This is a genomic window from Fulvivirga maritima, from assembly GCF_021389955.1.
Classification (GTDB): domain Bacteria; phylum Bacteroidota; class Bacteroidia; order Cytophagales; family Cyclobacteriaceae; genus Fulvivirga; species Fulvivirga maritima.
In genome coordinates this window covers 4332184-4358234 of the sequence record NZ_CP089980.1, presented here as the reverse complement: position 1 = coordinate 4358234, position 26051 = coordinate 4332184, and the positions used below count along the sequence as shown (strand labels likewise).

The 26051-nt window shown below is 38.1% G+C and carries 20 protein-coding genes and 1 pseudogene; 8 read left to right on the top strand and 13 right to left on the bottom strand.

The features are described 5' to 3' along the window. Together LVD15_RS18450 and LVD15_RS18445 are read left to right on the top strand one after the other, a co-directional pair. Positions 1–1512 (top strand): MFS transporter, encoded by a 1512-nt coding sequence (locus LVD15_RS18450; protein WP_233776688.1) that lies wholly within the window; start codon positions 1–3, stop codon positions 1510–1512. A gap of 87 nt (positions 1513–1599) precedes the next feature. After that, positions 1600–2748, top strand: a complete 1149-nt coding sequence (locus LVD15_RS18445) for a hypothetical protein (protein WP_233776687.1) — start codon at positions 1600–1602, stop codon at positions 2746–2748. 49 nt (positions 2749–2797) lie between these two features. Here the strand turns inward: LVD15_RS18445 and LVD15_RS18440 are convergent, their stop codons facing one another. Continuing rightward, positions 2798–4009: a DEAD/DEAH box helicase gene (locus LVD15_RS18440; RefSeq protein ID WP_233776686.1), complete on the bottom strand. Its 1212-nt coding sequence runs from the start codon at positions 4007–4009 to the stop codon at positions 2798–2800. A 147-nt stretch (positions 4010–4156) separates the two neighbouring features. Between LVD15_RS18440 and LVD15_RS18435 the strand changes: the two genes are divergently transcribed. Next, entirely contained in the window at positions 4157–4810 is a 654-nt protein-coding gene (locus LVD15_RS18435; RefSeq protein WP_233776685.1) for an HAD family hydrolase, read from the top strand. 76 nt (positions 4811–4886) lie between these two features. Here the strand turns inward: LVD15_RS18435 and LVD15_RS27010 are convergent, their stop codons facing one another. Then, a complete protein-coding gene (locus LVD15_RS27010) occupies positions 4887–6827 on the bottom strand; it encodes a PAS domain S-box protein (RefSeq protein WP_305038969.1) in 1941 nt (646 codons plus the stop codon). A 37-nt stretch (positions 6828–6864) separates the two neighbouring features. Then, positions 6865–7365: a YfiR family protein gene (locus tag LVD15_RS18420; RefSeq protein WP_233776684.1), complete on the bottom strand. Its 501-nt coding sequence runs from the start codon at positions 7363–7365 to the stop codon at positions 6865–6867. Positions 7366–7583: 218 nt separating this feature from the next. On the opposite strand from LVD15_RS18420, the gene msrB reads away from it, so the two are divergent. After that, the gene (gene msrB, locus LVD15_RS18415; protein ID WP_233776683.1) at positions 7584–8066 is read left to right on the top strand and encodes a peptide-methionine (R)-S-oxide reductase MsrB; all 483 of its coding nucleotides are present in this window, start codon (positions 7584–7586) and stop codon (positions 8064–8066) included. On the opposite strand, the gene LVD15_RS18410 is transcribed toward msrB, so the two are convergent. Further along, positions 8067–9158: a polysaccharide deacetylase family protein gene (locus tag LVD15_RS18410; RefSeq protein WP_233776682.1), complete on the bottom strand. Its 1092-nt coding sequence runs from the start codon at positions 9156–9158 to the stop codon at positions 8067–8069. Next, the gene (locus tag LVD15_RS18405) at positions 9130–9975 is read right to left on the bottom strand and encodes a glucosaminidase domain-containing protein (RefSeq protein WP_233776681.1); all 846 of its coding nucleotides are present in this window, start codon (positions 9973–9975) and stop codon (positions 9130–9132) included. Before LVD15_RS18405 ends, LVD15_RS18410 begins: the two co-directional genes overlap by 29 nt. A 99-nt stretch (positions 9976–10074) precedes the next feature. On the opposite strand from LVD15_RS18405, the pseudogene lhgD reads away from it, so the two are divergent. Then, a pseudogene (lhgD, locus tag LVD15_RS18400) lies at positions 10075–11272 on the top strand (L-2-hydroxyglutarate dehydrogenase). Between the two features lie 98 nt (positions 11273–11370). Next, on the top strand, positions 11371–11688 hold the full coding sequence (locus LVD15_RS18395) for a rhodanese-like domain-containing protein (protein WP_233776680.1): 318 nt from the start codon (positions 11371–11373) through the stop codon (positions 11686–11688). An 83-nt stretch (positions 11689–11771) separates the two neighbouring features. Here the strand turns inward: LVD15_RS18395 and LVD15_RS18390 are convergent, their stop codons facing one another. Together LVD15_RS18390 and LVD15_RS18385 are read right to left on the bottom strand one after the other, a co-directional pair. Continuing rightward, entirely contained in the window at positions 11772–13151 is a 1380-nt protein-coding gene (locus LVD15_RS18390; RefSeq protein WP_233776679.1) for a serine hydrolase domain-containing protein, read from the bottom strand. Between the two features lie 6 nt (positions 13152–13157). Beyond that, positions 13158–13640 (bottom strand): hypothetical protein, encoded by a 483-nt coding sequence (locus LVD15_RS18385; RefSeq protein WP_233776678.1) that lies wholly within the window; start codon positions 13638–13640, stop codon positions 13158–13160. A gap of 100 nt (positions 13641–13740) precedes the next feature. Here LVD15_RS18385 and LVD15_RS18380 point away from each other — a divergent pair, with 100 nt between their 5' ends. Then, positions 13741–13932 carry a YwbE family protein gene (locus tag LVD15_RS18380; RefSeq protein WP_233780984.1) on the top strand — a complete coding sequence of 64 codons (192 nt, stop codon included), beginning with the start codon at positions 13741–13743 and terminating at the stop codon, positions 13930–13932. 1 nt (position 13933) lies between these two features. Beyond that, positions 13934–14353 (top strand): hypothetical protein, encoded by a 420-nt coding sequence (locus LVD15_RS18375; protein WP_233776677.1) that lies wholly within the window; start codon positions 13934–13936, stop codon positions 14351–14353. Here LVD15_RS18375 and LVD15_RS18370 read toward each other — a convergent pair. The 6 genes from LVD15_RS18370 to LVD15_RS18345 all read right to left on the bottom strand — a co-directional run bounded on the left by LVD15_RS18370 (position 14350) and on the right by LVD15_RS18345 (position 25705). Then, on the bottom strand, positions 14350–15312 hold the full coding sequence (locus LVD15_RS18370; RefSeq protein WP_233776676.1) for a YheT family hydrolase: 963 nt from the start codon (positions 15310–15312) through the stop codon (positions 14350–14352). The genes LVD15_RS18375 and LVD15_RS18370 overlap by 4 nt on opposite strands. Positions 15313–15370: 58 nt before the next feature. Then, the gene (treF, locus tag LVD15_RS18365) at positions 15371–16981 is read right to left on the bottom strand and encodes an alpha,alpha-trehalase TreF (RefSeq protein WP_233776675.1); all 1611 of its coding nucleotides are present in this window, start codon (positions 16979–16981) and stop codon (positions 15371–15373) included. Positions 16982–17173: 192 nt separating this feature from the next. Continuing rightward, positions 17174–19975, bottom strand: a complete 2802-nt coding sequence (locus LVD15_RS18360; protein ID WP_233776674.1) for an alpha-amylase family glycosyl hydrolase — start codon at positions 19973–19975, stop codon at positions 17174–17176. 81 nt (positions 19976–20056) lie between these two features. Then, positions 20057–21136, bottom strand: a complete 1080-nt coding sequence (locus tag LVD15_RS18355; protein ID WP_233776673.1) for a SusE domain-containing protein — start codon at positions 21134–21136, stop codon at positions 20057–20059. A gap of 16 nt (positions 21137–21152) precedes the next feature. Further along, positions 21153–22724 carry a RagB/SusD family nutrient uptake outer membrane protein gene (locus tag LVD15_RS18350; RefSeq protein ID WP_233776672.1) on the bottom strand — a complete coding sequence of 524 codons (1572 nt, stop codon included), beginning with the start codon at positions 22722–22724 and terminating at the stop codon, positions 21153–21155. Between the two features lie 14 nt (positions 22725–22738). Further along, positions 22739–25705 (bottom strand): SusC/RagA family TonB-linked outer membrane protein, encoded by a 2967-nt coding sequence (locus LVD15_RS18345; protein WP_233776671.1) that lies wholly within the window; start codon positions 25703–25705, stop codon positions 22739–22741. Positions 25706–26051: the final 346 nt, after the last annotated feature.

The window sequence follows — 26051 nt, the reverse complement described above, 5'->3', positions numbered from 1 at the left end:
ATGAAAGGTGTATCCATTACTTCAAAAAAACCTAAACTTAGTTTTTGGCAAATATGGAATATGAGTTTTGGCTTTTTAGGCATACAATTTGGTTTTGCCTTACAAAATGCCAATACCAGTCGAATTTTTGAAACCCTTGGTGCCGATACTGAAAACCTGGCCTTTTACTGGCTGGCAGCTCCGGTTACCGGCCTTGTGGTTCAACCCATCATAGGTTACTACAGTGACCGTACCTGGCACCCCACCTGGGGCAGACGCAGACCCTATTTTACCATAGGAGCCCTGCTGGCTACAGCGGCACTTTGCATTATGCCTAACTCCCCCGCTCTATGGGTGGCCATTGGTACGCTATGGATTATGGATGGCTCTATTAACATCAGCATGGAGCCTTTCCGCGCGTTTGTTGGTGACATGCTACCTGATGAACAAAGAACACAAGGTTTTGCCATGCAAAGCTTTTTCATTGGAGTAGGTGCCGTAGTTGCTTCTATCCTCCCCTGGGTCTTTAGTCACTGGTTAGGGGTTTCTAACCAAGCAGAAGAGGGGCAAATCCCTCCTTCTGTTAAATGGTCTTTCTACATAGGAGCCTTTGCTTTTATTACCGCCGTAATGTGGACTGTGTTTACCACTAAAGAATATCCACCTGAAGATACAGATACAACTGATCAAGTAGATGCTGAATTGATCAACAATAACACTACTGCACCCGCTACTTATGTAAAAATAGGGTTAGCCCTTTTATTCATTACCATTGCTCTGTGCTCTTGGTTTTATATGGCTGACCTAAACCCTCAGCTATATGTACTATGCGGAGTTATTGGTTTCTTTGCCATCGCCTATGTAGTTGCAGGCCTGCTTATGATTAATAACAGTCCTACCAATGGCTTTATTCAAATTGTACAGGACTTTCAGCACATGCCCAAAACCATGGTGCAGTTGGCCTATGTTCAGTTTTTCTCTTGGTTCGGTCTTTTCACTATGTGGATCTACACTAACTCAGCGGTAACGAGTCATATATTTAACTCTTCTGACACTACCAGTGCTGCCTATAATGAAGGAGCCGATTGGGTCTCTTTCCTTTTTTCATGGTATAATGGTGTAGCCGCAATATTGGCACTTATTATCCCCTATATATCCAAAGCATTGTCTCGAAGGCATACTCACCTAATAGCTTTGTGCTGCGGTGGACTTGGTCTGATATCCTTTTATTTCACCACCAACCATTACATGTTATTAGTATCTATGGCTGGTGTTGGTTTTGCATGGGCCAGTATTTTATCAGTGCCATACTCGATGCTTTCGTCATCATTACCAGCAAAGAAAATGGGCTACTACATGGGTATTTTTAACTTTTTTATTGTGATCCCTCAAATTATAGCTGCCAGCCTTTTAGGCTTTTTAATCACCACCTTCTTTGATAGTGAATTCATTTTCGCTCTCATATTGGGAGGAGGCTCTTTAATATTAGCTGGGATATTATGCTTATTGGTAAATGAAGGGAAGAATAAATAGGCATAGCTTACTTTAAAACTGTTATTGGTATCTATTCAAAAATTTGGCACTAATTGTGTTAAATTAATAGAAAGAAACAATCAACATATGAAGAAAGTTTACCTATTCTCCTCATTGCTGATTATCAGCTTTTTATTATTCGATTGTACCTCAGGTAAGAAAGCACTGGAGCAAGGAGATTATTATGAAGCTGTGATTAAAGCAGTAAACAGATTACGACAAAAACCTGATCATAAAAAATCAAAAGAGACATTGCGAGCAGGTTATCCGCTAGCTATGCGTACACTGGAGCAAGATATTCAAAACACCCTATCTGGCAACGGTAGATACAAGTACAAAACCGTACTTCAAAAGTATAACCTGGTAAATAATATGTATGAAGAGATCAGAAGATCTCCGGGTGCATTAAAAGTTATTCCATCTCCTAAAAACTATTACAATGAGCTGCCTAAAATTCAGGATATGGCCGCAGAAGAAAGTTACAGAGAAGGAATGAGTGCTCTGGCTAAAAACACTCGTGAAGATGCCAAGCAAGCCTATTACAATTTTATGGATGTACAATCTTTTGTAGCTGGTTATAAAGATGTTGAAAATAGAATAGAAGAAGCTTTATTTCAGGCTACCTTAAAAGTAGTAGTAGAGCAGATTCCGGTGCCTACCAGATATAACCTGAGTGCTCGTTTCTTTCAGGATAAAATAGAAGAGTACTTACATACACATTACAAATCTAACTTGTTTATAAGGTTCTATAATCCTCAAGAAGCGGAACGAGAGAATTTACCATATGTAGATCAGTACCTGAGGTTACAATTTGATGACTTTACCGTAGGAGAAACTCATATTTTTAAAAACACTGAAACCTTTAGCAAAGACAGTGTAAAAGTAGGAACGGCAAAACTTGAAGATGGCACTTCTGTAGATGTATTTAACACGGTAAAAGCTAAGATGACTACCTGGAAGAAGGAAGTAATCTCTAAAGGCTTATTCAGCATGAGAGTTTATGATGCCAACTCTAACGCGGTGTTAATACACAATAAATTCAATGGAGAATTTGTTTGGGTTTCGCAGTGGGGTAGCTACAATGGTGACGAAAGAGCTTTAACTGACAATCAAATAAAGATCTGTAATAACGAGGAAGTAATACCGCCGCCACCACAAGATTTATTTATTGAGTTCACCAGACCAATTTATGACCAATTGGTAAGTAGCGTGAACTCATATTATAAGAGATTTTAATGGCATGAAATAATAAACGTAGTGTGAATAGCCTTTTCACACTACTTTTTTATTTACGCTTATTTCTGGAATTGTACTTCCTTTTTCCTTTACTTCTATTTCCTGTTCTTGGTTTATACTCAGGCCCCTCACCTATTTCCGCAGGAAGCTTTCCTTTGGGCACTGATGTCTCTAACAACTGCTCTATAGCATAGAACTTATTCTGTTCCTTCTCATTAACAAAGGTAAAAGCAACCCCTTTAGATGCTGCTCGTGCAGTTCTTCCTATTCGGTGAATATAATCCTCACCATCATTAGGCACATCGTAATTGACTACCAACTCAATATCTTCAACATCTATACCTCTGCTCAAAATATCAGTAGCCACAAGTATGCTTAGTTTTTTGTTTTTAAAGTCTCTTAGCACTTGTTCACGCTCTCCCTGATCAAGATCTGAGTGAATATCCTCTACTGAAAATTCAAGCTTTTTAAGCTCCTTAGATAATTGCTTGGCGCTATTCTTTGTACTGCAGAATATGATAACACTTTGTAACTTCTTGGCTTGAAGTAAATACTTAGCCAAAGGTATCTTCTGGTTATCATATAATATGAATGCAGCCTGAGCCACCCTTTCAGCCGGTTTAGAAATAGCAATATTGATCTCATCAGGTTCCTGTAGTATCTTCCTGGCTAAATCTCTGATCTTAGGCGGCATAGTAGCCGAAAACATCAGGTTTTGTCTTTGCTTAGGCAGATATGAAATTATCTTCATAAGATCATCATGAAAACCCATATCCAGCATTCTATCTGCCTCATCTAGCACCAGGCATTTTAGGTTACTAACCTGCACATAGCCCAAATTCAGGTGAGCAATAAGCCTACCCGGTGTACCAATAATCACGTCAGCACCTTGGGTTAAAGCAGATTTCTCTCTACTAAACGACTGTCCGTCTCCACCACCATATACGGCAATAGAGCTTACAGAAGTAAAATAAGACAATCCTTCCATCTGCTGATCTATTTGTACAGCCAGCTCTCTGGTAGGCACGATTATTAAGGCCTTTATATTATTCTGGTCATCCTCCATCTGCAATATCTGATGGATCACAGGCAGCAAGAATGCTGCAGTCTTACCCGTTCCTGTCTGAGCAGAAGCGATAATATCTTTTCCTGAAATGATTTTGGGAATAGCCTGCTCCTGAACAGGAGTGGCATCTTCAAATCCTATGGCCGAGATACCCTCTAAAAGACGATCATCAAGGCCCAACTCTTTAAACTTCAAATTTATTCCAATTTAAGATCACTTTTTGACTCCTCTTTTAAAGTCAAAATTATACTTTATGATTTTATGCAATTTAATGAAAATAATTTCTTTATCGTTGCCATAATCATTTATCATTGCAGCATCTAGATTTAAAATTACTACTTCATGTTCAAGCATTTAATATTTGATTGCGACGGAGTTCTGGTTGATACCGAAATAGTAGCCGCAGAGGTAGTCACTAAAGTATTGAATAAATATGGCTGCGATGTATCGTTAGATCAATACTTAAGAGACTATACCGGGAAACTTATCTCCGTTATTTTAAGCACCATTCCGTCCGCCAATACGGAAAACATAGACATTCAAAAGCTTATGCATGAATGTGAAATTGAAATATATAATCAATTAAGACCAGTAGCAGGTATGCCAGAGGTAGTAAAAAACATTCCCTTACCTAAGTCAGTAGTTTCTAATAGTGCTTTATGGCAAGTAGAAAAAGCAATAAATCACGTAGGGCTTAATGAGGTTTTCAACAAAAGCTATTTTTCTGCGGAGATGGTACCAAACCCGAAACCTGCTCCTGATGTATATTTACACGCCTCTCAAAATATAGATATAGCTCCTGCCAATTGTTTGGTAGTAGAAGACAGTAAAGCTGGGGTTACAGCGGCTGTAAAGGCCGGCATGTACGTTATAGGCTTTGTAGGTGCGAGTCATATTTTACCGGGCCATGCCGAAGCACTCACCGAATTAGGTGCTAAACACATGGCTAAAAATGCTCAGGAACTGCAAGCCATTATTAATGATCTAACCAAATAATTTAAAAAAATATCCCATAAAAAAAGCTGCTCTATTAGAGCAGCTTTTTTTTATGGGAATTAATATTATCCAGTTATTACACTCCAGCCAGTTTGTATTCTGATACATCATAGGCAAAGAGCATAATCTTAGCTACCGAACCATCTCTATGTCTTGTAGCTGCATAATTTTCTTTTAAGAATTTAACTTCTCCAGACTTCGTGAGCCTTTTGAATTCACCTTCTTTAGGTACTCCTGCTGAAAGATCTCTCCAGAACAATTTATATTCTTCTGAGCTCTTATCATCTTTTGAAACTAATATTCTATGGTACTCTCCTAATATTTCATCACGAGTGTATCCCATAAGCTCAAGGAAGTTTCTGTTAGCGTTAAGGATCTTACCTTCTTCATCAAACTCAACTGTAGAAACAGATCTGTTAATGGCATCCATAGTGCTTTCTGCCTCGGACTGGCTACGCTGCATCTCTTCCTGAGTAGCTTGCAACTCTTCCATATTCTGACGCATTTCCTCTTCTTGAGAACGCATTTGCTCGGTCATTTCTTGAGACTCTTCTAACAGCTTCTGCGTTTTCGCATTGATTTTTACAGATGATACTGTAGAGGCTATACTTTCAGCAATCTTCTCTACAAACTCTTTTTCGTAATCTTCAAAGTCTTTGAACGATGCCACTTCTACTACTCCGTAGATTTCGTCATTCACTTTTAAAGGCACTATTAATACACTTCTAGGGTTTGCATCTCCTAAACCAGAAGTGATTTTAATATAATTATCAGGAACTTCAGTTAAATAGATACTATCTCTTTCTAACCAAACCTGACCAGCAAGGCCTTCGCCTTTAAATACTTTTTGATCTATATATTTTTTCTTATCCCAAGCATAGCAGGCTGTAAGTACCATATATGGTTCATCTGCGCTGTCATCTTCTTCTATGATATAAAGACCTCCTTGGTTAGCTCCAAGGTATTTCACTAAATTGCTAATAATATCATCAGATAACTTCTCTATGTTATCATTATTCTTTCTAAGGATATCTCCAAACTTAGCCAAACCTTCTGTAGACCAGCTTCTTTTCTTATCTTCTTCAGCTACTCTATAAAGGTTATTTCTCATTTCAATAAGCGCATTACCTAAAGTATCATGTTCACTTAAAGGCTTAAATTCAGAGTCATAATTACCCTTACCAATATTTTCTGCAAAGAAAGTGGTAGACCTTAAGCCGCTAACCAGGTTATCCATAGCCCCAGCCATTTCACCAATCTCATCATTGCTAAACTTCCTGTTTCTCTCGTCTACTAACTCTCCTTTACCAAGTTTTACTAAGATATCCTTGATGTAATTAATAGGCTTGGTAATATTCCTGGCCATAATAAAGGCTATGATTAAACTCAGTGAAACGATTATCACACCTGTAATTACAGTGATAGTCCTTAGCTGACTAGCCGCACTTTTAAGATCACCATCTGAATCTTCAGTAACACTCTGTTGAGTTACAGCTACCTTATCAAGATCTTCAGTGATAGAGGCTGTTAAAGGAATCACCTGACTATCTATTGCGTCTTCGGCAAGTAATTTGGTCAAAGGATCTTCATAATTATCAAATGTAACCAACTGAGACATAATGTCTTTTTCTACGGTCATAAGCTTTTCAAACTTTAAGAACGCAGAATCAATTAAAGCTTTTTGGCTATCTACTTCCCATTCAACCTTCAAGTTATTGATCTTATCTTTCAGTTGTGGGTATTCAAATTCGTGAAGATTTTTTAAGGCTTCCTTATCATCGGTATTGCTCTGTAAATAAACCCAGTTAGTGATTAACATCTTGGATCTGGTCACTAAAAGGATGAAGTCATTAATGGCTTCCTTAGAAGGCCTGATAATTTCTGAAGACGTATTAACTACTGTATCAATCTTATTACCGTTAATAAATATAATAGCCGCATTAACGATAAAAAAGACAATAAGCACTAAAAAGCCGCCAAAAATTTTATTGCCTATTTTAAATTTTATTTTTCCCATAAGGTTGAGATAACATATAATTAAAAAATAAAAAAAATTAGATCAGAATGGCTAGTCTGGTAAGTTCTGAAGAAACTTTAAGGTCAGCTCTATCCATTGCAGATCTATTCAATTCAAATGCAAGTTTTCCGTTTTTCTTTACAAAATTGATATTACTACCCTGCACACCTAACCCTTCCTTTTCAGTAATAAGTAGTGTATGCGCAGAGCCTATTTTATTCAATATACCTGAGATATCATCAGTATAATCTTTAGATATAAAAACTATATCTGCATTATCAAGACCGTTTAAATTAGTATATTTTTTCACTTGTATATCTCTGGTTCCTGCTTTTTTGGCAGCAGCCATTCTTTCTAATTCTGCCATTATGGGGGAATCCCCCACTATTCCAATCACAAAATCTCCTTCCTCAGTAGAAGAGGGCCATTGTACATACCGTATGAAGCTATAAATGTAAACGGCATGTAGCTGATAATTTTGGGCAAAGCCGACAAAATTTATCGATAGAAGAGATAACAGAAAAAAAAGCCTTCTCATGAGATGAATTATATTAAGCCTTTACTATACACGCTTTAAATTAAGCTGGTAATAATTGAATTTCAAAAAAATAGTTAAAAATAGCAACCTAATTCCTTATCCAGTTTGCAGAAGTAAAGTAACCAATTTTATCTGAGGTAATATTAGTGATAAACACTTTTATTCTGACTACAAGAACTTTATTACTTTTCTAAACCTTTTAAAGAAAAAGTAAATAAATGAAATTTCATCATTTTTCACTAATCTTATTGCTTACCTTTCTTGTTTCATGTACCAATATGGATCAGTCAGAAGATAAATCAACCCTGAGTTTTGAAATAGAAAAATCGCCCACAGAATGGAAAAGTCAATTATCTGAAGAAGAATATAAGGTACTTAGAAACAAAGGCACAGAAACCGCTTTTACTGGAAAATACTGGGATAATAAAGAAAAAGGCATTTATTCCTGTGCTGGTTGTAAGCAAAAACTGTTTAGCAGTGATACTAAATATGAATCAGGCACCGGCTGGCCGAGCTTCTACCAACCCATAGATGAAGAAAAAATAGCCATTATTAAAGACAAAAGCCTCGGGATTGTAAGAGAAGAGGTGGTATGCAGCCGATGTGGCGGTCATCTCGGTCATGTATTTCCTGATGGCCCCGAACCTACCGGCCTCAGATATTGCTTAAATTCAGTAGCTCTGGACTTCAACCAGAAATAGCTATTCCTTTACAGAAGGCATAACCCATAAATGGCTGAACCAATGCCATGAGCCATCATCTGAAGGAACTGTAAGTGTATACAGTGTTCTTCTTCTTTTTAAAGAACTTTTACTTTTTAGAGAAACCTCCACTACCGAATCAGACTTCGTCACTTTCATATCACATTCTCCTCCTTGAATAAAACATTGTAGGTTATTGACCTGCAAATCATCCTTTTTAAAAGATAGTTTTAGCTCAGGAGGATTACTATTGTTCAATAGTGGTGTGCTTGGTTTTTCTGATTGTACAAATAGTGTCTGCATCTTAGCTTTCTCCTTAAATCCCTTCAAAGAAGCATAGCTACTAGCCATCGGAAATCTCGGAATCGCATAAAAGTCAGACGACGAATTCATTACTCCTGAGTTTTGGGCTACGGCTCCAATAAACCCCATTTCCTTAATGATATCTTCCATCTCCTGATCATATTCACCATAAGGGTAAGCAAAAACTTTAGGTTCTTCTGTAAGATGCTTTTTAAACAGATTTTGAGCTTGAGCTACATCAGACTGAAAATGTTTGTATCTGATGGCATTCTCATAATTAAGAAAATATCCATGCGAGTGACTATGATTTCCGATCTCTATACCTTCTTTATTTACTTCCTGAATATCTTCCCAACTCATATAACTGCTGCCTCCAACTGTTTCAGTGTTGATAAAAAGCGTGGCAGTAACTCCATACTTTTTCAATAAAGGCATTGCTCCTGTTTGGAAAGACTTATATCCGTCATCAACTGTAATCACTGCTATTTTTCTTTCCTTTGAGCCATCTTTAAGATAATCAATAGCTTCCGAAAGCGTCATGATTTCAAATTCCTCTTCTTTTAAGTACTTTATGTGCTGCTCAAACGTAGAGATATCCACATTGGTAGAAGGGTAGCGTTCATCTCCAAACCTATGATAAACAAAGCAGGTAATTGATTTATGTTTATTGGCAATATGCTGCGCCTCCACCTGCTTTTCAGAAGGACTGCTACAGCCTGAAAGTATAATTAAAACCAGTATGAGTCTATAGACCTGCTTGCTAATTTGGAAGTAATTTTTCGCCTTCATGATAATAAGATGGATCTAATGTCAAAGAATCATATTGAGTCAGGTTATTTTTATTGATTAGCATGTTGAGCCTTGATACGTAGGTGTACCTTAGCTCTGAGTAATTTTTAAGGAAATAAGTCAACTTGGTAGGCTCTTTGGGTTTCACTCTCTCCTTACGAAACTCTTTATAGGCAGAAGACCTGGCCAGCATATAAAAATAATCTTCAATAGAACCGTTAATATCTTTATAACTCCTCACATAAATAGACTGATCGCCCCTATTGTGTAGTGCTTGCATGCGCTCCTCTTCGGAACTATAGGACCATATTCCAAATATATTATTACCCTCAACGAAAAAACGTGATGTTCCCCAGCCACTTTCTACCGCAGCCTGAGCCAGAACAATACTGGTAGGGTGAGTTGCTAACCTATTGTATAAATCGTTAGCATCTTTGGCTTCAAACCGACTCATATAATCTGTTAAAAACAGACTATCAGCCTCTGGCACCTGCTCATTATTTTGCTGACTCCAGATGATGTCTCCTATCCGCTTTCTATCTATAGCTATATTATGCTTTACCTGTAGCACTGACGGCAAAAGCATATCTATGAACTTTTTCTTTTTCTTCTTTAAAGAAAGTTCATCAAAACTAAATTCATTAAAATATATAACTGGTTTTACCCATTTACCACTTACAGGAAGGATATCGGCGGCACTTCTCACTATTACAAATGGAGTTTTTAATAATGGGTCATCTTCACAAGACGATGTACAAAGTAGAACACCCATACAAAAGATAACAGTAGCTATCCCGTTTGATTTTCTTTTTCGCATAACTTTATTCTTACACGAAAATAAGTAGGTTGGGTTAATAAATTTATCCGTTTAGCAAAACAAGTCCTATATTCGTGCATTCACCAGAACATTTAACAGTTGAAGTACGATATTGTTATAATTGGGGCTGGCATAGTAGGCTTAGCCACCGCCCTTAAGCTGAAAAATAAAAACCCTAAGCTCAAGTTATTAATACTTGACAAAGAGGCAAATATAGCTCATCACCAGACCGGCCACAACAGTGGCGTGATCCACTCAGGCTTATATTACAAGCCCGGAAGTTTAAAAGCCACAAACTGTATTAACGGATATAATCAACTGCTGGAATTTTGCCAGACAGAAAACATCCCTTATGACCTTTGTGGTAAGATAGTAGTGGCTACTTCAGAAGAAGAAGTGCCATTAATGAATAACTTATATGAAAGAGGTCAGCAAAACGGACTAACAGGCCTGAAGGTACTTAAGAAAGAAGAGCTAAGAGAACATGAACCTCATGTAAATGGGGTAGCAGGTATTTTTGTACCGCAAACCGGTATCATTGACTACAAAGAGGTATCTGAAAAGTATGCCGAAAAAATCAAACAGCTGGATGGAGAAATAAGGCTGGGAGAAAAGGTAAAAGATATTCAGGTTAAAAGCCATGAAAGCACTGTAGTAACTGATAAAGGCAGTTATAATACCACCTTGGTGGTTAACTGTGCGGGACTTTATTCTGACAAAGTAGCTGAATTTACACAGCAAAAATTGAATGTTCGTATTATTCCATTTAGAGGGGGAGTACTATGAGCTAAACCCTAACAAGCAAAGTTTAGTTAAAAACTTAATTTATCCGGTGCCTGATCCTAACTTCCCATTCCTGGGAGTACATTTCACGCGAATGATAAAAGGAGGTGTAGAAGCCGGCCCTAATGCAGTACTTGCGTTTAGTAGAGAAGGATATACTAAAACGGCTATCAGCTTAAAAGAACTTTCTGAGTCTTTACTATGGCCTGGTTTCCAAAAAGTAGCTAAAAAATACTGGAAAACAGGTTTTGGAGAGATGTACAGATCCTTCTCTAAAGCAGCCTTTACTAAAGCTTTACAAAAACTTATGCCTGAAATAGAAGAAGATGATCTCATATCAGGTGGAGCAGGCGTTCGTGCTCAGGCATGTGACAAAGACGGTGGCTTAATAGATGATTTTCTTATACTGGAAAATGAATACGCCATTAATGTGTGTAATGCGCCATCTCCGGCAGCCACTTCTTCACTTTCTATCGGCGACACTATCTCAGACCTGGTAATCAAAAGGTTTTAGATAAAAAATTGTGCTTTTATAATTTAAAAGAATAATTTCACTTATAGGATAAACACAATAGCTAGGAATAGCATTGTAAGTAATAAAAAAGAAAAGCAATGAAAGAGATAACGGTACAGGAACTTAAAGAAATGATGGACTCGGGAGAAGATTTTCAGCTTCTTGATGTGAGAGAGCCACATGAATTTGAAGTAGCTAATCTAAACGGGGAGCTAATCCCCAGAAATGACCAGCCAGATGCTGGTGACAAAATCGCTCGCGATAAAAAAGTGGTAGTACACTGCCGCAGTGGTGCACGTAGCGGACAAGCCATTAGATATTGGGAAAATAAATATGGCCTGGATAATTTGTATAACCTTAAAGGTGGCATTTTAGCCTGGTCTGACGAAATAGACCCTTCAGTACCTAAATACTAAGGAGACTTTTATATGAAAAAGAGAGGGGATCAAATTTAGAATTTGATCCCCTCTCTTTTTTTAAATCCTTAACTGCAATAGGATCAGTTCTCTTTCAATGCAGCCAAAGTTCCTTTTAGTAAGGCATCGAAATCAAAGTTACCTCTTTTGTTTTGTCCCATTCTTACTATTACCATATCCTGAGAAGGCAAAATAAATACCCGTTGTCCTTCAAAACCATTCATACTGTACATATTGGCAGGTGCACTAGGGTAAAACCTCTCCCCTGGTTTTCCTTCAGGGTCTGCATTAGTCCAGAAGTGAGCGCCATAATTTCCTTCTTTGGCGGTGGCAGATGCAGTAGAAGAGTAATTTACCCAGCCTTCGGGCAAAATTCTTTCTCCTTGCCAAACGCCATCATTTAAATAAAGAAGACCAAACTTAGCCCAATCACGCGGAGTAGCATACATATATGATGACCCTACAAATGTGCCAGAAGCATCTGGCTCTATTACAGCGCTGGTCATTCCTATTTTATTAAAAAGGCGATTGTGCACGAAATCATAATAGTCTTTGCCTGCAGTATCTCTTACTATCATAGAAATAATATTGGAGGTACCACTGCTATAATACCATTCTTCATCAGGCTGTTTTTCCAAGGGAAATGAAGCGGCATAGGCCCCCATATTTTCCTTTCTAAAAAGCATAGTCGTAGCCGTACTGGGGCCTGCATAATTTTCTTCCCACTCCAGTCCGCTACTCATCCTCAGTAAATGATCAATCGTGATTTTTCTACGAGGATCACTTCCACTCCAGCTAGCCAATGGTGCCGATTCATAAATATCTAACTTACCATCTTTCACCAGCATACCTACCAAAGCATTCGTTATACTTTTAGTCATAGACCAGCCTAACTGTGGAGTACCTATCTGAAAGCCTGGCGCATACTTCTCCGCTACAATCTTACCTTGGTGCACTACTACCACTGCCCTCGTGTTTTTTGGTTTATCAGGATCTGTTTCTTCAAAGGCCTCCTCTAATACTTGGTGTAAAGCTTCGAGATCCATGTTTGAATCTGCATAAACCGTGGCATTGCCTATGGGCCAGATAAGACTATCCGGTAAAACCTTATGTTTAGGAATATCGAGATCCTGTCCTCTTACTTCGTCTTCTGATATTTCAGAAATCAGGGTACAGCCTATTCCTTTTCTATATATCGCCTTTCTTTTTGCTATTCCAAATACGCTACCATAGGCAGAAGAATCAGATTTATCTACCTCATAGGTGCCTAAAGATAGTGGAAAATTGCCTAGCTCCTGCCCCACTACAGACTCAGGTAACCGATCAGAAACATAAACACAACTACATAAGTTCTTAGCTCCATAACCGCTGATAATAGGCAAAGCTCTCCATAGGTAAGATGCTCCAAATATGAGCAACACCATCACCATAATAAAAATGATGGCTTTAAAAATTCTAAACATTATCGACTATTGCTTTTTTTGTTTTCCGTTATAAAAATCATCAACCTCCCCGTCATCATCCCAATCTACATATCCTTTAAAAATGGCTTCATCGCCTTCTAATTCCACCTGATACTTAAACTTCTTGCCTCGGTTAATATAAACCAGGCTATCGTCTTCAATATACCATACGCCGTTGTTTACCATAATACCAGAATCTTCTAAACTTCGGTATTCTGAAGTAAAAGTACTATCACTGTTAAAAGTAGTGCGCACTGGTTTAATCTGAAAAACCTCTTCCCATTTACCTACGGGAACCTTAATGATAGAATCTCGCTCAGGGCCTTCAACAGTCACCTCCAGGCTTTCATTTCTCCATTCTCCTAACATGGCCTCATGCAAATCAAACGTATCAGACTCAGGCACCTGCTCGGTTGCCTTTTCTTTTGGGGAGGAGCATGCCATTGTAATGAAAACGGCACCTAAAATATATGGATAAAGCGACTTCATATGTTTCTTGATCAAATTAGTAAACGCCTAATTCTGTTAATTGATTAAAACTAATTCCATTTCATATCATTTCAAAGGGGTTTATTTTTTAGATTTGACTATGGAGGGAACAGAACGCAAAAACATAAAACCCGGCATAGAAGTAGCCATAGTACTTAAGCAAGATCAAAGAACAGGGCGCCTTACTGAAGGAGTGGTAAAGGATCTGCTGACAAAATCCAGTCATCATCCGCATGGCATTAAAGTAAGGCTGGAGGATGGTAGCGTTGGCCGGGTAAAAAAACTTCTCTAAAATGATTAGAAAAGACTACATATTAAAAGAAATTCAGAAGCTACACCTACTAATTGCGAAGGTACTGGGTTTAAAGAATGAAGGCAAGCACCATAATGCTCTTCGTGTTTTAGATGAACACGTAGTGGGTGAGTCTGGCCTTACTCTGGTAGATGTAGAACATATGGATAATGAAGGTCTGATTAACAAACTCATGGAGACCTCTGACCTGAAATTGGTAGAATATAATATTCTGGCAGAAGTGGCTTATGAGGCTGCCGAATTAAAACGAATCATAGGCAAAGAACAAGAAGCCATTAACCTGTACACAAAATCGCTGATTCTGTTTAATCATGTAACGGCAGAAGAACGCATCTTTGATTTTCAAAGAGAACAAAAAATTAGTGACATCAATCAGGCCATTAAAGAACTGAGTGTTTAAGCTATTTCATTTATAAACTTCAATGTTCTTTTTTCCATATAGTTAAACTCTGAACCGGCCAAGGAAAAGCCTACATGCCCACCATGCTCAGGAGTTTCAAGATATACTTGCTTAGCTTTTTCACAATCTGCATAAGGATAGCACTCATCTCCCAGGAAAGGATCATTCTTGGCATTAACAACTAAGATCGGCACCTGACTATCATACATATACTCTGAGGGGCTCGCCTTAAGATAAAAGTCATTTGCATCAGCAAAACCATGAAGGGGCGCTGTGTATAAATTATCAAAATCAGGGAAATATTTAATATTCTCAAAGCTTTGATATTTAACGAGTTCAGGAAACTTTGCTGACTTAATTTTGATTTTCTCCTCTAACTTTTTCAGGAACCTTTTTCTATAAAAGTCATTACTCTTTTCAGCCAGTTTATGTACACTAGAAGCCAAATCAACGGGAACAGAAAATGCAATAGCCGCTTTAATTTCAGGAAATATTTCATGCTTCTTTTCCCCTACATACTTCAGGGTCAGATTACCACCCATGCTAAATCCTACTAACGCAATCTGCTGATAACCATAAGTCTCTTTAGCATACTGCACCACTTCATGCAAATCTTCTGTAGCTCCATGATGATAAAAGCGTGCCTGATTATTCATTTCACCACTGCAACTCCTGCAATTCCAACCCAGGGCATCCCAGCCATTTTGAAAGAAATACTTAGCCATACCTTTAACATAGGGCCTGGATGCACTCCCCTCCAGCCCATGAGATATTATAATAAGCTTATCAGAGCCTTTCTTTAGCCAGTCCAGATCCAGGAAATCATCATCTGATGTGGTTATTCTCTCCCGCTGGTATTCTACCCCCTTTATTTTGCGAAAGGTACTTGGAATTACCGTAGCCAAATGAGGGTTTTTTAGATAAAATGGAGGTTTGTACTCTGAGGGAATAAGTGGCATAATTGTATATTATAAAAAACAAATAAACGGTTATCTGTAGACTTCACAAAACTTCCAACTACTCTCCTTCTAACACTGCCTGCTGAGCAACAGTTTCTTCAAGAGCAAGTACTACACCGTTAGTCCAGCCGAAACCATCTTGCAGAGGATATTCTCCTCCCCCTGCCTGTAGCGTGGTGTCAACCACATTATATTTCTCCATCATTTTGCCTGTGGTTTTGTATACCTGCCTGTTTCTGGCTAGCCATTTTTCAGCGGCATTTATGGCTGCTTCTTCAAATTCATAATTAAATAAGCCTTTTACAGCAATCCATTGTAAAGGAGCCCAGCCGTTTGGGGCATCCCACTGCTGTCCGGTGTTGTTTAGAGTAGTTACAAACCCTCCCGGTTTTAGAAAATCAGAAAGCAACTTATCAGCTACAAGTTGTGCTTGGGTTTCACTGGCTAACTGAAAGAACAAAGGATAAGCAGCAGCCATTGATTCTACCTTTGTGGATTTTCCTATGATATAATCAAAATCCATATAAAAACCAGCTTGTTCTCTCCATAAATACTTATTAATAGCCATTTTTCTGGCAGCAGCTTTCTTTTGAAAAGTTTTAGCTTCATCCACTTTACCAATTTGGTCATAGGCCTTAGCTATAGTTATTTCTAAATGATAAAGCAAAGCATTGAGGTCTACAGGAATAATATCAGTTGTATGAATGGTACTGAGATGCTGACCATCTGCCAACCATCGGCTGCTATAATCCCAGCCAGACTCTGCTCCAGCTCTTAAATGACGGTAGGCTCGAGCTGAATCAAGGTGATTCTCATTTACCAGCTCATAATCTTCTTTATATGATTCTGGCCGTGGAGTAGCATAATTATCCCAATAACGATTCAATATTGTAGAATCATCAAGCATTACCACCCGTTTTGTGGCCTTATTTGCGTGAGAAAGTTCATTTGATCCGCTCATCCAGAAATCATATTCTTTGATTAAATACGGTAGGTAATGACCCCATAATTCTGGGGTATCATCAGCTATCAGGTCCACCATTAAAGCATAAAACGGAGGCTGGGATCTGCCTAAATAATAATCTCTATTTCCATTAGGGATGAAACCAATGCTATCAATTAAAAAAGAGAAATTATCTACCATAGCTTTAGCTAAATCATACTGTTCACTACGCACCAACCCTTCCATGGTAAAATAACTATCCCAGTAATACACCTCCCTGAATCGCCCTCCAGGAACTACATATTCGTTAGGTAATGGAATTAATGAAGAGTTTGCCTGACCGGCATCTGCCTGCCGGGTGAGGATAGGCCAAAGCTCCTGAATATGTGATTCCATACTTTTAGCGGTATCCGATTGATAACCTACAGCCTCTGATTCTGGCAATTTAAAATGCTGGTGTACAAAGTCAGAAAGATCGAAAGTATCCTGTAGAGCAAGCTCATTATATTTTGTTGCGAGCACTTCTAAAGGTTCATCAGCTATACAATCCACAAAGGTTTTAGAATCTTGGAATATGCCGGCCAGCTGCACCTCTTTAAAGAGCGCTGATTGATAAAAATCAAAAGCCTCCTCTCTAGCTGACTCATTCTTTTGATCACTACATGAAAATAGTAGCGTGAGTAGAAAAAGAAGGCAAATGCCGGAATGTCGAAATCTATAATTCATGAATCATTTCTTCTGTGTATTACATTAAAGAAACTACCAATAGATGAATTATAAAAATAAGGCGGCCTCAAAAGTAAAATATAAGTCAGATTGACACTCGAAACACTCATTATTGTAAATAAGGCAATATTGCGAGTTCCTCAATGAAACATTCGTCAATCTAGTTTTTGCTTTTGAGACGGCCTCCTTTCATTATTTTTTGATAAACCGAATGGTACTTGATTCCGATTTACCTGTTATTTTCAAGAGATAAATACCTGCTGGAATGTGATCTACATTTAGACTTCTAGTTCTTTCTTCAGAATAGCCTTTTTGTAAAACTCTACCTTTTATGTCTACCAATGAATATTCAAAGTTTCCTTGTTGATTTTGCACCAACAGTTGACTGGATGCTGGATTAGGAAACACTTTCACTGAGTTTTCAGCAGGTAAATCCACTGATGTTATTTTCTCTTCGCTAATTCTATAATCAGTATAAATTCTAAATTCACCAGCTGGTAAACTCACAGTCTGATCAGTACTTTCAACTGACAACTCCTGTCCTGAAAAATAATCATACCAACTACCTGTATGCGTAAAATGCCCTCCCACTGCAGCTGATGATAATCCGAAATTACCAATTATATATACATCCATTTCTGCTGCCGAAGCAGGTTCATCTGTATCTACCTCATTGGTTAATAAAAGCTCCTTTTCTAGTATAGAATCGTCAAAGAAATCTACTTGTGAGGTACTGAAAACGGTGTAATCATTTTTAAGTGCTATCAATTCTGAAAAAGCCTCATATAATTCCAGCCTGGCATCATCATTATCATAGCCCAGACCATTGGGTGCATCAGCCCAAGGCAGAGGCTTCTCACCTGTTCTTCCATTCTCATCTATGCTTATGTCATACCCAAGCTCTCCGAACTGCCATAACATTTTAGGTCCTGGAATGAGATAATAAAAAGCCGCTGCTGCTGCAGTTCTATCCACAGCCTCTGTTAAATCTCGGGTACTATAACCGGCTGTAGTATTGCCATATTGCACATTCTTAAACATGATTCGTTCCTCATCATGACTTTCCATATAAGAAATTAAATTAGGATTCTCCCAATCTCTGCTGCCATAATAAGCCCAATTGATATTAGAGTCTTCGCTATACCCCATGGTGTTTTGAGCATAATTATAACTCATATTACCCCATAGCATAATTCCATAGTCAGCCAATACCTTTTCTTCACTATTCTCTGCTAAATGCTCAAAAATCACATAGGTAGAAGGATCATTCTCCCAAATCACATCAGTCATTCGAGTTAATATATCCACTCGTGATTGATCATAACGACTCCATAATTCTACATCTGTATTAAAGTTTTGAGTAAATCCTTTAGTAAGATCAAATCGATAACCATCAAACTTATATTCATTTATCCAGTAATGATTAACCGTATCTACAAAGGCCTTGGTGTAATCTGACTCATGGTTAAAATCATAAAAAACATTAAATGGATGAGTGGCTTCCTGGTTAAGCCAAGGATTATCAGCTGCGGGGCGGTAATTAGCTTCGTCCCAATACAATGCAGCAATAGGGTTTTTCTCATGTGTATGATTCAACACCATATCAAGGATCACCGCTATTCCGTTCTTATGACACTCATCAACAAAATGTTTCAATTCGTTTTTAGAACCATAATATTTATCTGGAGCAAAGAAAAAAGCAGGATTGTAACCCCAACTCAAGTTACCATCAAACTCCATTATGGGCATCAGTTCAATAGCATTAATTCCGAGCCCTTTTAGATAATCTAAATGATTTAAAACTCCCTGATAGTCATGCCTTTCATCAAAATCACGAATGAGTAGTTCATAAATTACTAAATCTTCATTAGCTGGTTTTTCGAAATTGCTTACTTCCCAGTTATAAGGTTGCTGCCCTGTTTGCAAAACAGCCACAATGCCTTTTGCTAAATCAGTTGCAGGGTAGTCTATAAGATTTAGATAGGTCTCTTCTGAGATGTAAGGATCATTTCCCGGATCAAGTATTTTGTCAGCATAAGGATCCGCTATCTGAATGGTTTCATCTACTAAATACTGAAAAGCATATTCTTCTCCAGCGCTAAGACCTGACAGCTCCAGCCAGAAATATTCCCCATCCTGGTGCATTTGATAGCCAGGGTCAGGCTCCCAATTATTAAAATCGCCAATTACATATACAGACTCTTTATTGGGCGCCTGCAAGCACAAAGTGGCTACTGAAGCATTATTTTCATCGTAATTAATACCAGGAATGATTCCTGCAGGAAGCTCAGCTTGAGCTGTAGATTGCCTTACTACGAATGAGAAATCCACAACCTTTTCTTCCTCTCCATTATCACCAATCAACTGAATTTGATATTGGCCAGAGCTGCCAGCAGTTAGTTCATAAGTGATAGAGGTTCCATTATTGCTCGCAAGCAGGCTTCCGTTTAACCATAAAGACAGTTCTGCCGATTCTGAAGCGGCCCCTTCTATGGATAAGCTCTGCCCTTCATTTAGAAAAATAGGAAAGCTATTAGGCTGAACAAATGAAACTGAAAAACCGGCCTGACTAACAGTAAATGAGTAATCAGAAGTTTGACCATCACTCCAATCACGGCCTTTTAGTAATAAGCCAACCTCTTCAATCTGGTCAGATGTTACTCCAAAAAATGCCGTTGGGGTAAAAGTGATGCTATAAATATCAGGATCAGATTGAGAACGTGTCATCATAGCTGCATCCTGCGCGGAAGTAGCCGGATTAACATTAGTGGGCGCATCTATATCTGAAGCGCCTTGCTCTATCCAAGCCCAGATCCAGACATCATCTGAATAGCCAGCTAACCCTGTACCGGAGACATCAACGGTTATAGTTACCGATTCATCAGCAATGGGTATAGCAGGATTGGTGTTAACTTGAGCTGAAGCTTTATAAAAAACAAACAGACTGCAAAGGATACAGCATATCCGTATTCTAGTAGTAGTAATAGAAATCATGAGTTGATCAGTAAGAGGTGATAAAAAAAAGAGGTTGTATCATAAGTTACTTATGATACAACCTCTTACAAATGTGTAGGATTATTCTATACCCACAGTATGGGTTTTCAGATCCACTGTAATTTCATAAGAACCTGTGCTGCCTACAAATAACAGGTTAGAATCTCCATCATCAGCATTTTCCAATAAAGGATCTACTTCTCCTTCTTCAAAATAAGGATAATTATACTTTCCTGTACTCCAATCTTGCTGATCAAAAAATCTAAACGTCTGATTAGCATTTATAGTAGTAGTCACTTGGAAAAGGCTATCTTTCACCCAGGTTAATTGAACAGCAGATTCTAACACCCACCCTTGCAAGGCCTCTCCAATACCAAACAAGGTAGGTTCATCTACCTCTTCCATACTAATGGTTTTAGCATCTAAATCCACTTCTATTCTATAATAACCTGAGGTTCCTGTAAAGGTGAAATTATTATCATCATCCATAGCCGCTTCAAAATTGCTATCTACTGTGCCTCCTTCAAAATATGTCCAGTTATACTGATCAGCACCCCAATCTGGTTCTGTGAAAAACCTAAATGATCCTCCATTATTAAACTCAGTTATAACATGGAATGAAGAACCCTCGCCAGTACTCGGAATCTCTACTGCTAATGAAGGATCCCAGTCACCCACAGCGGGTCCTATCATATAAATAGGAGGAAAAACAGTCGCATAAGGAGTAACAATATAAGTTTTAGGCTCCGAAAATACAGTGTCTACATTGTCATTTATTACAGCAAAAACACGCACATACAAATCTACCGGCATGTCACTTTCTGCGCCTAACTTTTGCAGTGCACTATTCAAAGTGGTTTCAAAAACGCTTCCTTCAGTAACTTGAGTAGTAGTTAAAATCTGCTCTTCAGTAAGAAAACCTGAACCTAAAGCAACTTGCACTCCGTACTCTACTGCGGCTTTATATCCATAATCTACTGGAGACCAAGAGAAATTAAAGGCAGCACTATCCCCTCTGGTAAATATTAAAGAATCTCCGGCAGGTGCTTGAAGTACTGGCTCAGCAGGATCTGCAGAGATCACTACTTTTTCTGCATCATCTTCACAGGCCATAAAAATGCCTGCAAAAAGTATTGAAAGTATATATATGAATTTTTTCATGTCTAAATCTTTTCAATTAATAGTTAAACGGCTGAGTTAAATTAGGATTAGCCGCTACGTCTGAAGCTGGCAATGGAAAGTAGTTATATTTACTATCAACCGCTCTGCCTTCACTAACTCCACCTTTCCAGGGCCATAAATAGGCATTGGTAGTTAATAAGTTGAAGCGTACAAGATCTGTACGTCTGTGACACTCCCAGTACAATTCTCTGGCTCTTTCATCTATGATGTAATTTAAATTAAGCTGACCTTGGGTAATATTGCCTGAAGCATCTCCATAGGCTCTTTCTCTTAAATCATTCATATATTGTAAAGCTGTAGCTGCACTACCTCCGCTGCCACCTCTTAACACTGCTTCTGCATAGGTAAGGTAGATATCTGCTAATCTGAAGACAGGGAAATCGGTATCTGTAAATTGGGCATTAGATCCCTGAGCTCCTGTGCTAGTCACATTCTTAAACTTAGTAATAGCGTACCCATCTGTAAATTCAGATAAATTTTCTATCTCCAATGACTGCCCATCGGTATGAAACATAGCTCTTGAATCAGTATCTCCACTGGTATCATCAAATTTATTAACTAGGCCACTGGTAGTACGCATACCACTCCATCCACCTTCTATTCCAAAGGCTGTAGCAGACATCGAACCTCCTACTGCTCCCCGTATAATAAAAGTTGTTCCTCCATAAGATTGAGTGCTAGCTCCATCAAAAGCAATCTGAAAAATAAACTCTGGTGAATTCCCATTATCTGCTAAGAACATATGAGAGTAATCAGGATCAAGCGAATAACCTGCACCAATAATTCTATTACAATATTCAATACAGTCAGTATACCTTGCCTGATTAGTATAAAGCTCAGCATTCAGATATAACTTAGCTAAAAGAGCCCAAGCCGCCGCTTTATCAGCTCTGGCATATTCATTTTGTCTGGGGTCTACCAAATCATCATTAATAGCTAAAAGCTCCGACTCTATATAGTTAAAAACCTCCGTACTGGTAGCTTGTTCAGGCAAAAAGGCACCTATACCATCCTCTTCTGTAACGAAAGGCACTTCATAGAATAAGTCCATGGCATGCCAATAGCTAAGTGCTCTTAAAAACCTGGCTTCAGCTCTAAAAGCCACAATCTCCTGCTGATCGGCTTCTGGCAGCCCTCCTACGTCGGCAGTTTCTCTTAAAAACTGATTTGCAAAAGTGATTTGATAAAATATTCGGGAATACATACCACGAATAAAAGCATCATTAGCACCATAATCTAAATCATGAAAATCCTTAATGGTTTGATCATCCCAGCCAATTACAGATTCATCTGTCGTCATTTCCTGATGCAGAAAATAACCTCTCAAGTAAGAAGAAAAACCTTCATCTATTCCCACAATATCTCCTTGCCCATCAGGGCCAATTTGCCCGGTTAAGGCTAAACCTCCATATAACTTGGCCAGCAGCTGTTTATAAGATTCCAAATCATTCAAAACACTGCCTGGTGTCTGGACATCAGGATCAATGGGAGACACATTTAAATCATCCGTACATGAGCTCACCAGAAATGTACAGATTGTTATTATGTATATATATATCTTTTTCATTTTTGACTCAATTATCATTTTTGAAAATTAATGTTTACCCCTAGTAAGAAAGTTCTTGGTCTCGGGTAAATGTTATTATCGATACCGTTAGAAATTTCAGGATCAAGACCTTCATAATCTGTAATTACAAAGACGTTTTGAACGGTGAAATTCAAGTTCAGCCTTACCTTATCTGACACCACGTTGCCTACATCATAACCTAAAGTCACGTTATCCATTCTAAAGAAAGAGGCATTTTCAATATAAAAACTTGAAAAGTATTGTGGATTTGTAAACCCAGACTCAGTCACTTGAGGGGAAACATTATTTAAATATCCCTGAGTATTATATACGTTAATGTATGTAGCATACTGAGATGCTATGTTATTGTAAACATAATTACCCAGGTTCATGCGAGCATTAAATCCTAAAGTGAATTTTTTATACGACAAGTTAGATGAGAATCCCATATACACTTTTGGTGCAGGGTTTTCTTTTATGATTCTGTCCTGATCATTAATTAATCCATCTTCATTCTGATCTACATAGAGACCTTCTATAGGCTTGCCTTCACTATCATAAACCTGCTCATAAACAAAGAATGAACTTGCTGATTGTCCTTCTCTATGTATCTGGATATAATTACCAGTAGCGCCACCAATATCTCCTGTGAAATCTCCTATGTAATTAGGATCATCTACTGATATCAACTTGGTGATTTTATTCACGTTCCTGGTTAGGTTAAACCCAAAATCCCAACGCAAAGGACCTTTGTTAATGATTACGGCATTTAAACCTAGCTCAAATCCCTGATTTTCAAGGTTACCCACATTAGTCAGAATCTCATTTGTGAAGTTGGTTCCAATTGGGATTGGAATTTCATTGAGAAGGTCATTGGTTTTTCTATAATAATAATCCAGACTACCGTTTATACGACCATCCAGAAAACCAAAGTCAATACCTGCATTGTAGGTTACTGTTTCCTCCCACTTCAAATTTGCATCATAACCGTTATACCTGATGGTATTATAAAACGTATTTCCAAAAGGGTATCTTGCTAAACCATTACTAGTAGTTACAGTAGGTATTGCAGGATAGGAAGGTCCTACATTTTCCTGACCTGTTTCTCCATAACCCACTCTCAGTTTTAGGTCTGAAAGTACATCTACATCTCTTAGGAAGGCCTCTTCTTTCATTTTCCAGGCTAAAGCACCAGAAATAAATGTTCCGAATTGGTTTTCTTCTGCGAACCTGGAAGAACCATCTCGCCTTACAGTGGCTGTAAATAAGTATTTATCCTTAAAAGTATAATTTAAACGGCCATAGAAGGAAACCAGATAGTTCTCAGATTTATCAATTCTAAGTGAATCTTTTACCGTTTCATCTAAATATGCAGTGGCAAAATTAGAGCTCTCTCTATAGAAATGCTGCCACGAATACCCTCCTAAAACTTCTATGTTACTACTTATTGAAGGTAAATCTTTTTTATACTTCATGTAGTACTCCAGCAACTCATTCTTAGTTTCTCCGGTATAAGTACTTCTTCTACCATTTCCCAAAGTTTGATTTACATCAAAACTGGCTGTTTCTGGTATGGTTAAATCACCATCTGTATCTGATTTATCTAAAGCCAGGTTTAAGTGAGCGCTTAACTCAGGTAAAAAGTGAAATTTATACTCCACCTGACCATTCATTATATATCTGTTTACATCTGAACGATCATCTCTTTGCTCAATTAATGCAACAGGGTTTGAAGGTGCCACAGTGATTCTGCTTCCATCTACCGGAGAAGCCCAGTAGAAATAGCCTCCATACTGAGAGGTTGGATCATAGATAGATTGGCTTGGATCAAAAGTTACTGCCGAACCGATAGCACCTTCTTCAGCAAACCTATTTTTGGTTAAGGCTCCTTTAAAGTTAAGATTGATTTTTAAATGATCATCTAACAAAGAAGGATCTACGCCTACCGAAAGTGTAGTACGCTCAAAGTTGGTAGTTTTTAGGATACCATCTTGATTTGTATACCCCACAGAGGCTCTATATGGAACATTTTTGGCCGCTCCGGTTAGGGATACATTATGTTCAGTACCAATAGCGGTGTCAAATATCTCATCTTGCCAATCAGTATCCGCCTCTCCTAACCAATCTAGCGCACTGGCTGGGGTTTGTCCTGATTCTACACGAGATTGAACTAACGCTCTATAATCATCGCCTGAATAAACATCTACCGTTTTAGGAATAGTGTAAACTGAAACATTTCCCGAATAATTAAGGCTCATACCTCTTCCTTCTCTACCTCTTTTGGTAGTAATAATAAGTACACCATTAGAGGCTCTGGCTCCATATATAGCAGTAGCAGAAGCATCTTTCAATACAGAAACTGAAGCAATATCATTAGGGTTAATTAAACTCAACGGGTTTCTTACACCACTAATATCCTCATTAGAAAGTGGCACCCCATCTACTACAATCAAGGGATCATTACTGGCAGTTAAAGAAGATCCTCCTCTGATTCTTATAGTAGATTGGGAACCAGGAGCTCCACCTGCATTGGTAATCTGCACCCCTGAAATTCTACCTTTTATAAGGTCTTGAGGCGAAGCCATTACACCTTTATTAAAATCTTTAGAACTAACTGCGGCAACAGCTCCGGTAGCATCTTCCTTCTTTTGTGTACCGTACCCTACCACCACTACTTCTGTAAGCTCAGTTACATCTGTAGCCATTTTTATTTCCAGGCTGGTTCTTCCATTTACGGATACCTCCTGGGTAGCGTAGCCAACATATGAGAGAATCAAAGTAGCATTCTCGCCTACTTTTAAAGTGAAATTCCCGCTAATATCAGTTACAGTACCATTAGTGGTACCTTTTTCTAAGATATTAACGCCCGGAAGCTCCATCCCATCCTCGTCATCCGTTACTTTTCCTGTTATAGTCTGCTGCGCAAAAGCTGATACACTGACTACACAGGAAAAAAAATACAATAGTAGTTTTTGTCTCATAAGTGTTTGATCATTTATATAACAATTCTAAGAATACAGGCCGATTTAATAAATCCACTAGTTAAACACATAATTTAAATAATTTCAAACGTTTGCATAATACCATACATAGCGATTATTAATCTTTCCATTCTTAATCTCAGTAGTTTTTCTACTTCCAATTTTAACAAAAAATACCTCATTAGAAATTCATTTCAAGTTTAGTAACCATAAAAATTTACGTAAACGTATTCGCAAACGTTTGCGCGATCCGAAAAAATATTACCTCTCACTCAATAATACGCCTATCATACATTTTTGTAACCACATCATTAAATTGTATTATTTCAATAGTATCAATCCTAAT

Coding starts and splice junctions, on each gene's coding strand:
- LVD15_RS18450 (WP_233776688.1), top strand. CDS start 1: ATGAAAGGTGTATCCATTACTTCAAAAAAACCTAAACTTAGTTTTTGG.
- LVD15_RS18445 (WP_233776687.1), top strand. CDS start 1,600: ATGAAGAAAGTTTACCTATTCTCCTCATTGCTGATTATCAGCTTTTTA.
- LVD15_RS18435 (WP_233776685.1), top strand. CDS start 4,157: ATGTTCAAGCATTTAATATTTGATTGCGACGGAGTTCTGGTTGATACC.
- LVD15_RS27010 (WP_305038969.1), bottom strand. CDS start 6,827: ATGGGAAAAATAAAATTTAAAATAGGCAATAAAATTTTTGGCGGCTTT.
- LVD15_RS18420 (WP_233776684.1), bottom strand. CDS start 7,365: ATGAGAAGGCTTTTTTTTCTGTTATCTCTTCTATCGATAAATTTTGTC.
- msrB (WP_233776683.1), top strand. CDS start 7,584: ATGAAATTTCATCATTTTTCACTAATCTTATTGCTTACCTTTCTTGTT.
- LVD15_RS18410 (WP_233776682.1), bottom strand. CDS start 9,158: ATGAAGGCGAAAAATTACTTCCAAATTAGCAAGCAGGTCTATAGACTC.
- LVD15_RS18405 (WP_233776681.1), bottom strand. CDS start 9,975: ATGCGAAAAAGAAAATCAAACGGGATAGCTACTGTTATCTTTTGTATG.
- LVD15_RS18395 (WP_233776680.1), top strand. CDS start 11,371: ATGAAAGAGATAACGGTACAGGAACTTAAAGAAATGATGGACTCGGGA.
- LVD15_RS18390 (WP_233776679.1), bottom strand. CDS start 13,151: ATGTTTAGAATTTTTAAAGCCATCATTTTTATTATGGTGATGGTGTTG.
- LVD15_RS18385 (WP_233776678.1), bottom strand. CDS start 13,640: ATGAAGTCGCTTTATCCATATATTTTAGGTGCCGTTTTCATTACAATG.
- LVD15_RS18380 (WP_233780984.1), top strand. CDS start 13,741: ATGGAGGGAACAGAACGCAAAAACATAAAACCCGGCATAGAAGTAGCC.
- LVD15_RS18375 (WP_233776677.1), top strand. CDS start 13,934: ATGATTAGAAAAGACTACATATTAAAAGAAATTCAGAAGCTACACCTA.
- LVD15_RS18370 (WP_233776676.1), bottom strand. CDS start 15,312: ATGCCACTTATTCCCTCAGAGTACAAACCTCCATTTTATCTAAAAAAC.
- treF (WP_233776675.1), bottom strand. CDS start 16,981: ATGAATTATAGATTTCGACATTCCGGCATTTGCCTTCTTTTTCTACTC.
- LVD15_RS18360 (WP_233776674.1), bottom strand. CDS start 19,975: ATGATTTCTATTACTACTACTAGAATACGGATATGCTGTATCCTTTGC.
- LVD15_RS18355 (WP_233776673.1), bottom strand. CDS start 21,136: ATGAAAAAATTCATATATATACTTTCAATACTTTTTGCAGGCATTTTT.
- LVD15_RS18350 (WP_233776672.1), bottom strand. CDS start 22,724: ATGAAAAAGATATATATATACATAATAACAATCTGTACATTTCTGGTG.
- LVD15_RS18345 (WP_233776671.1), bottom strand. CDS start 25,705: ATGAGACAAAAACTACTATTGTATTTTTTTTCCTGTGTAGTCAGTGTA.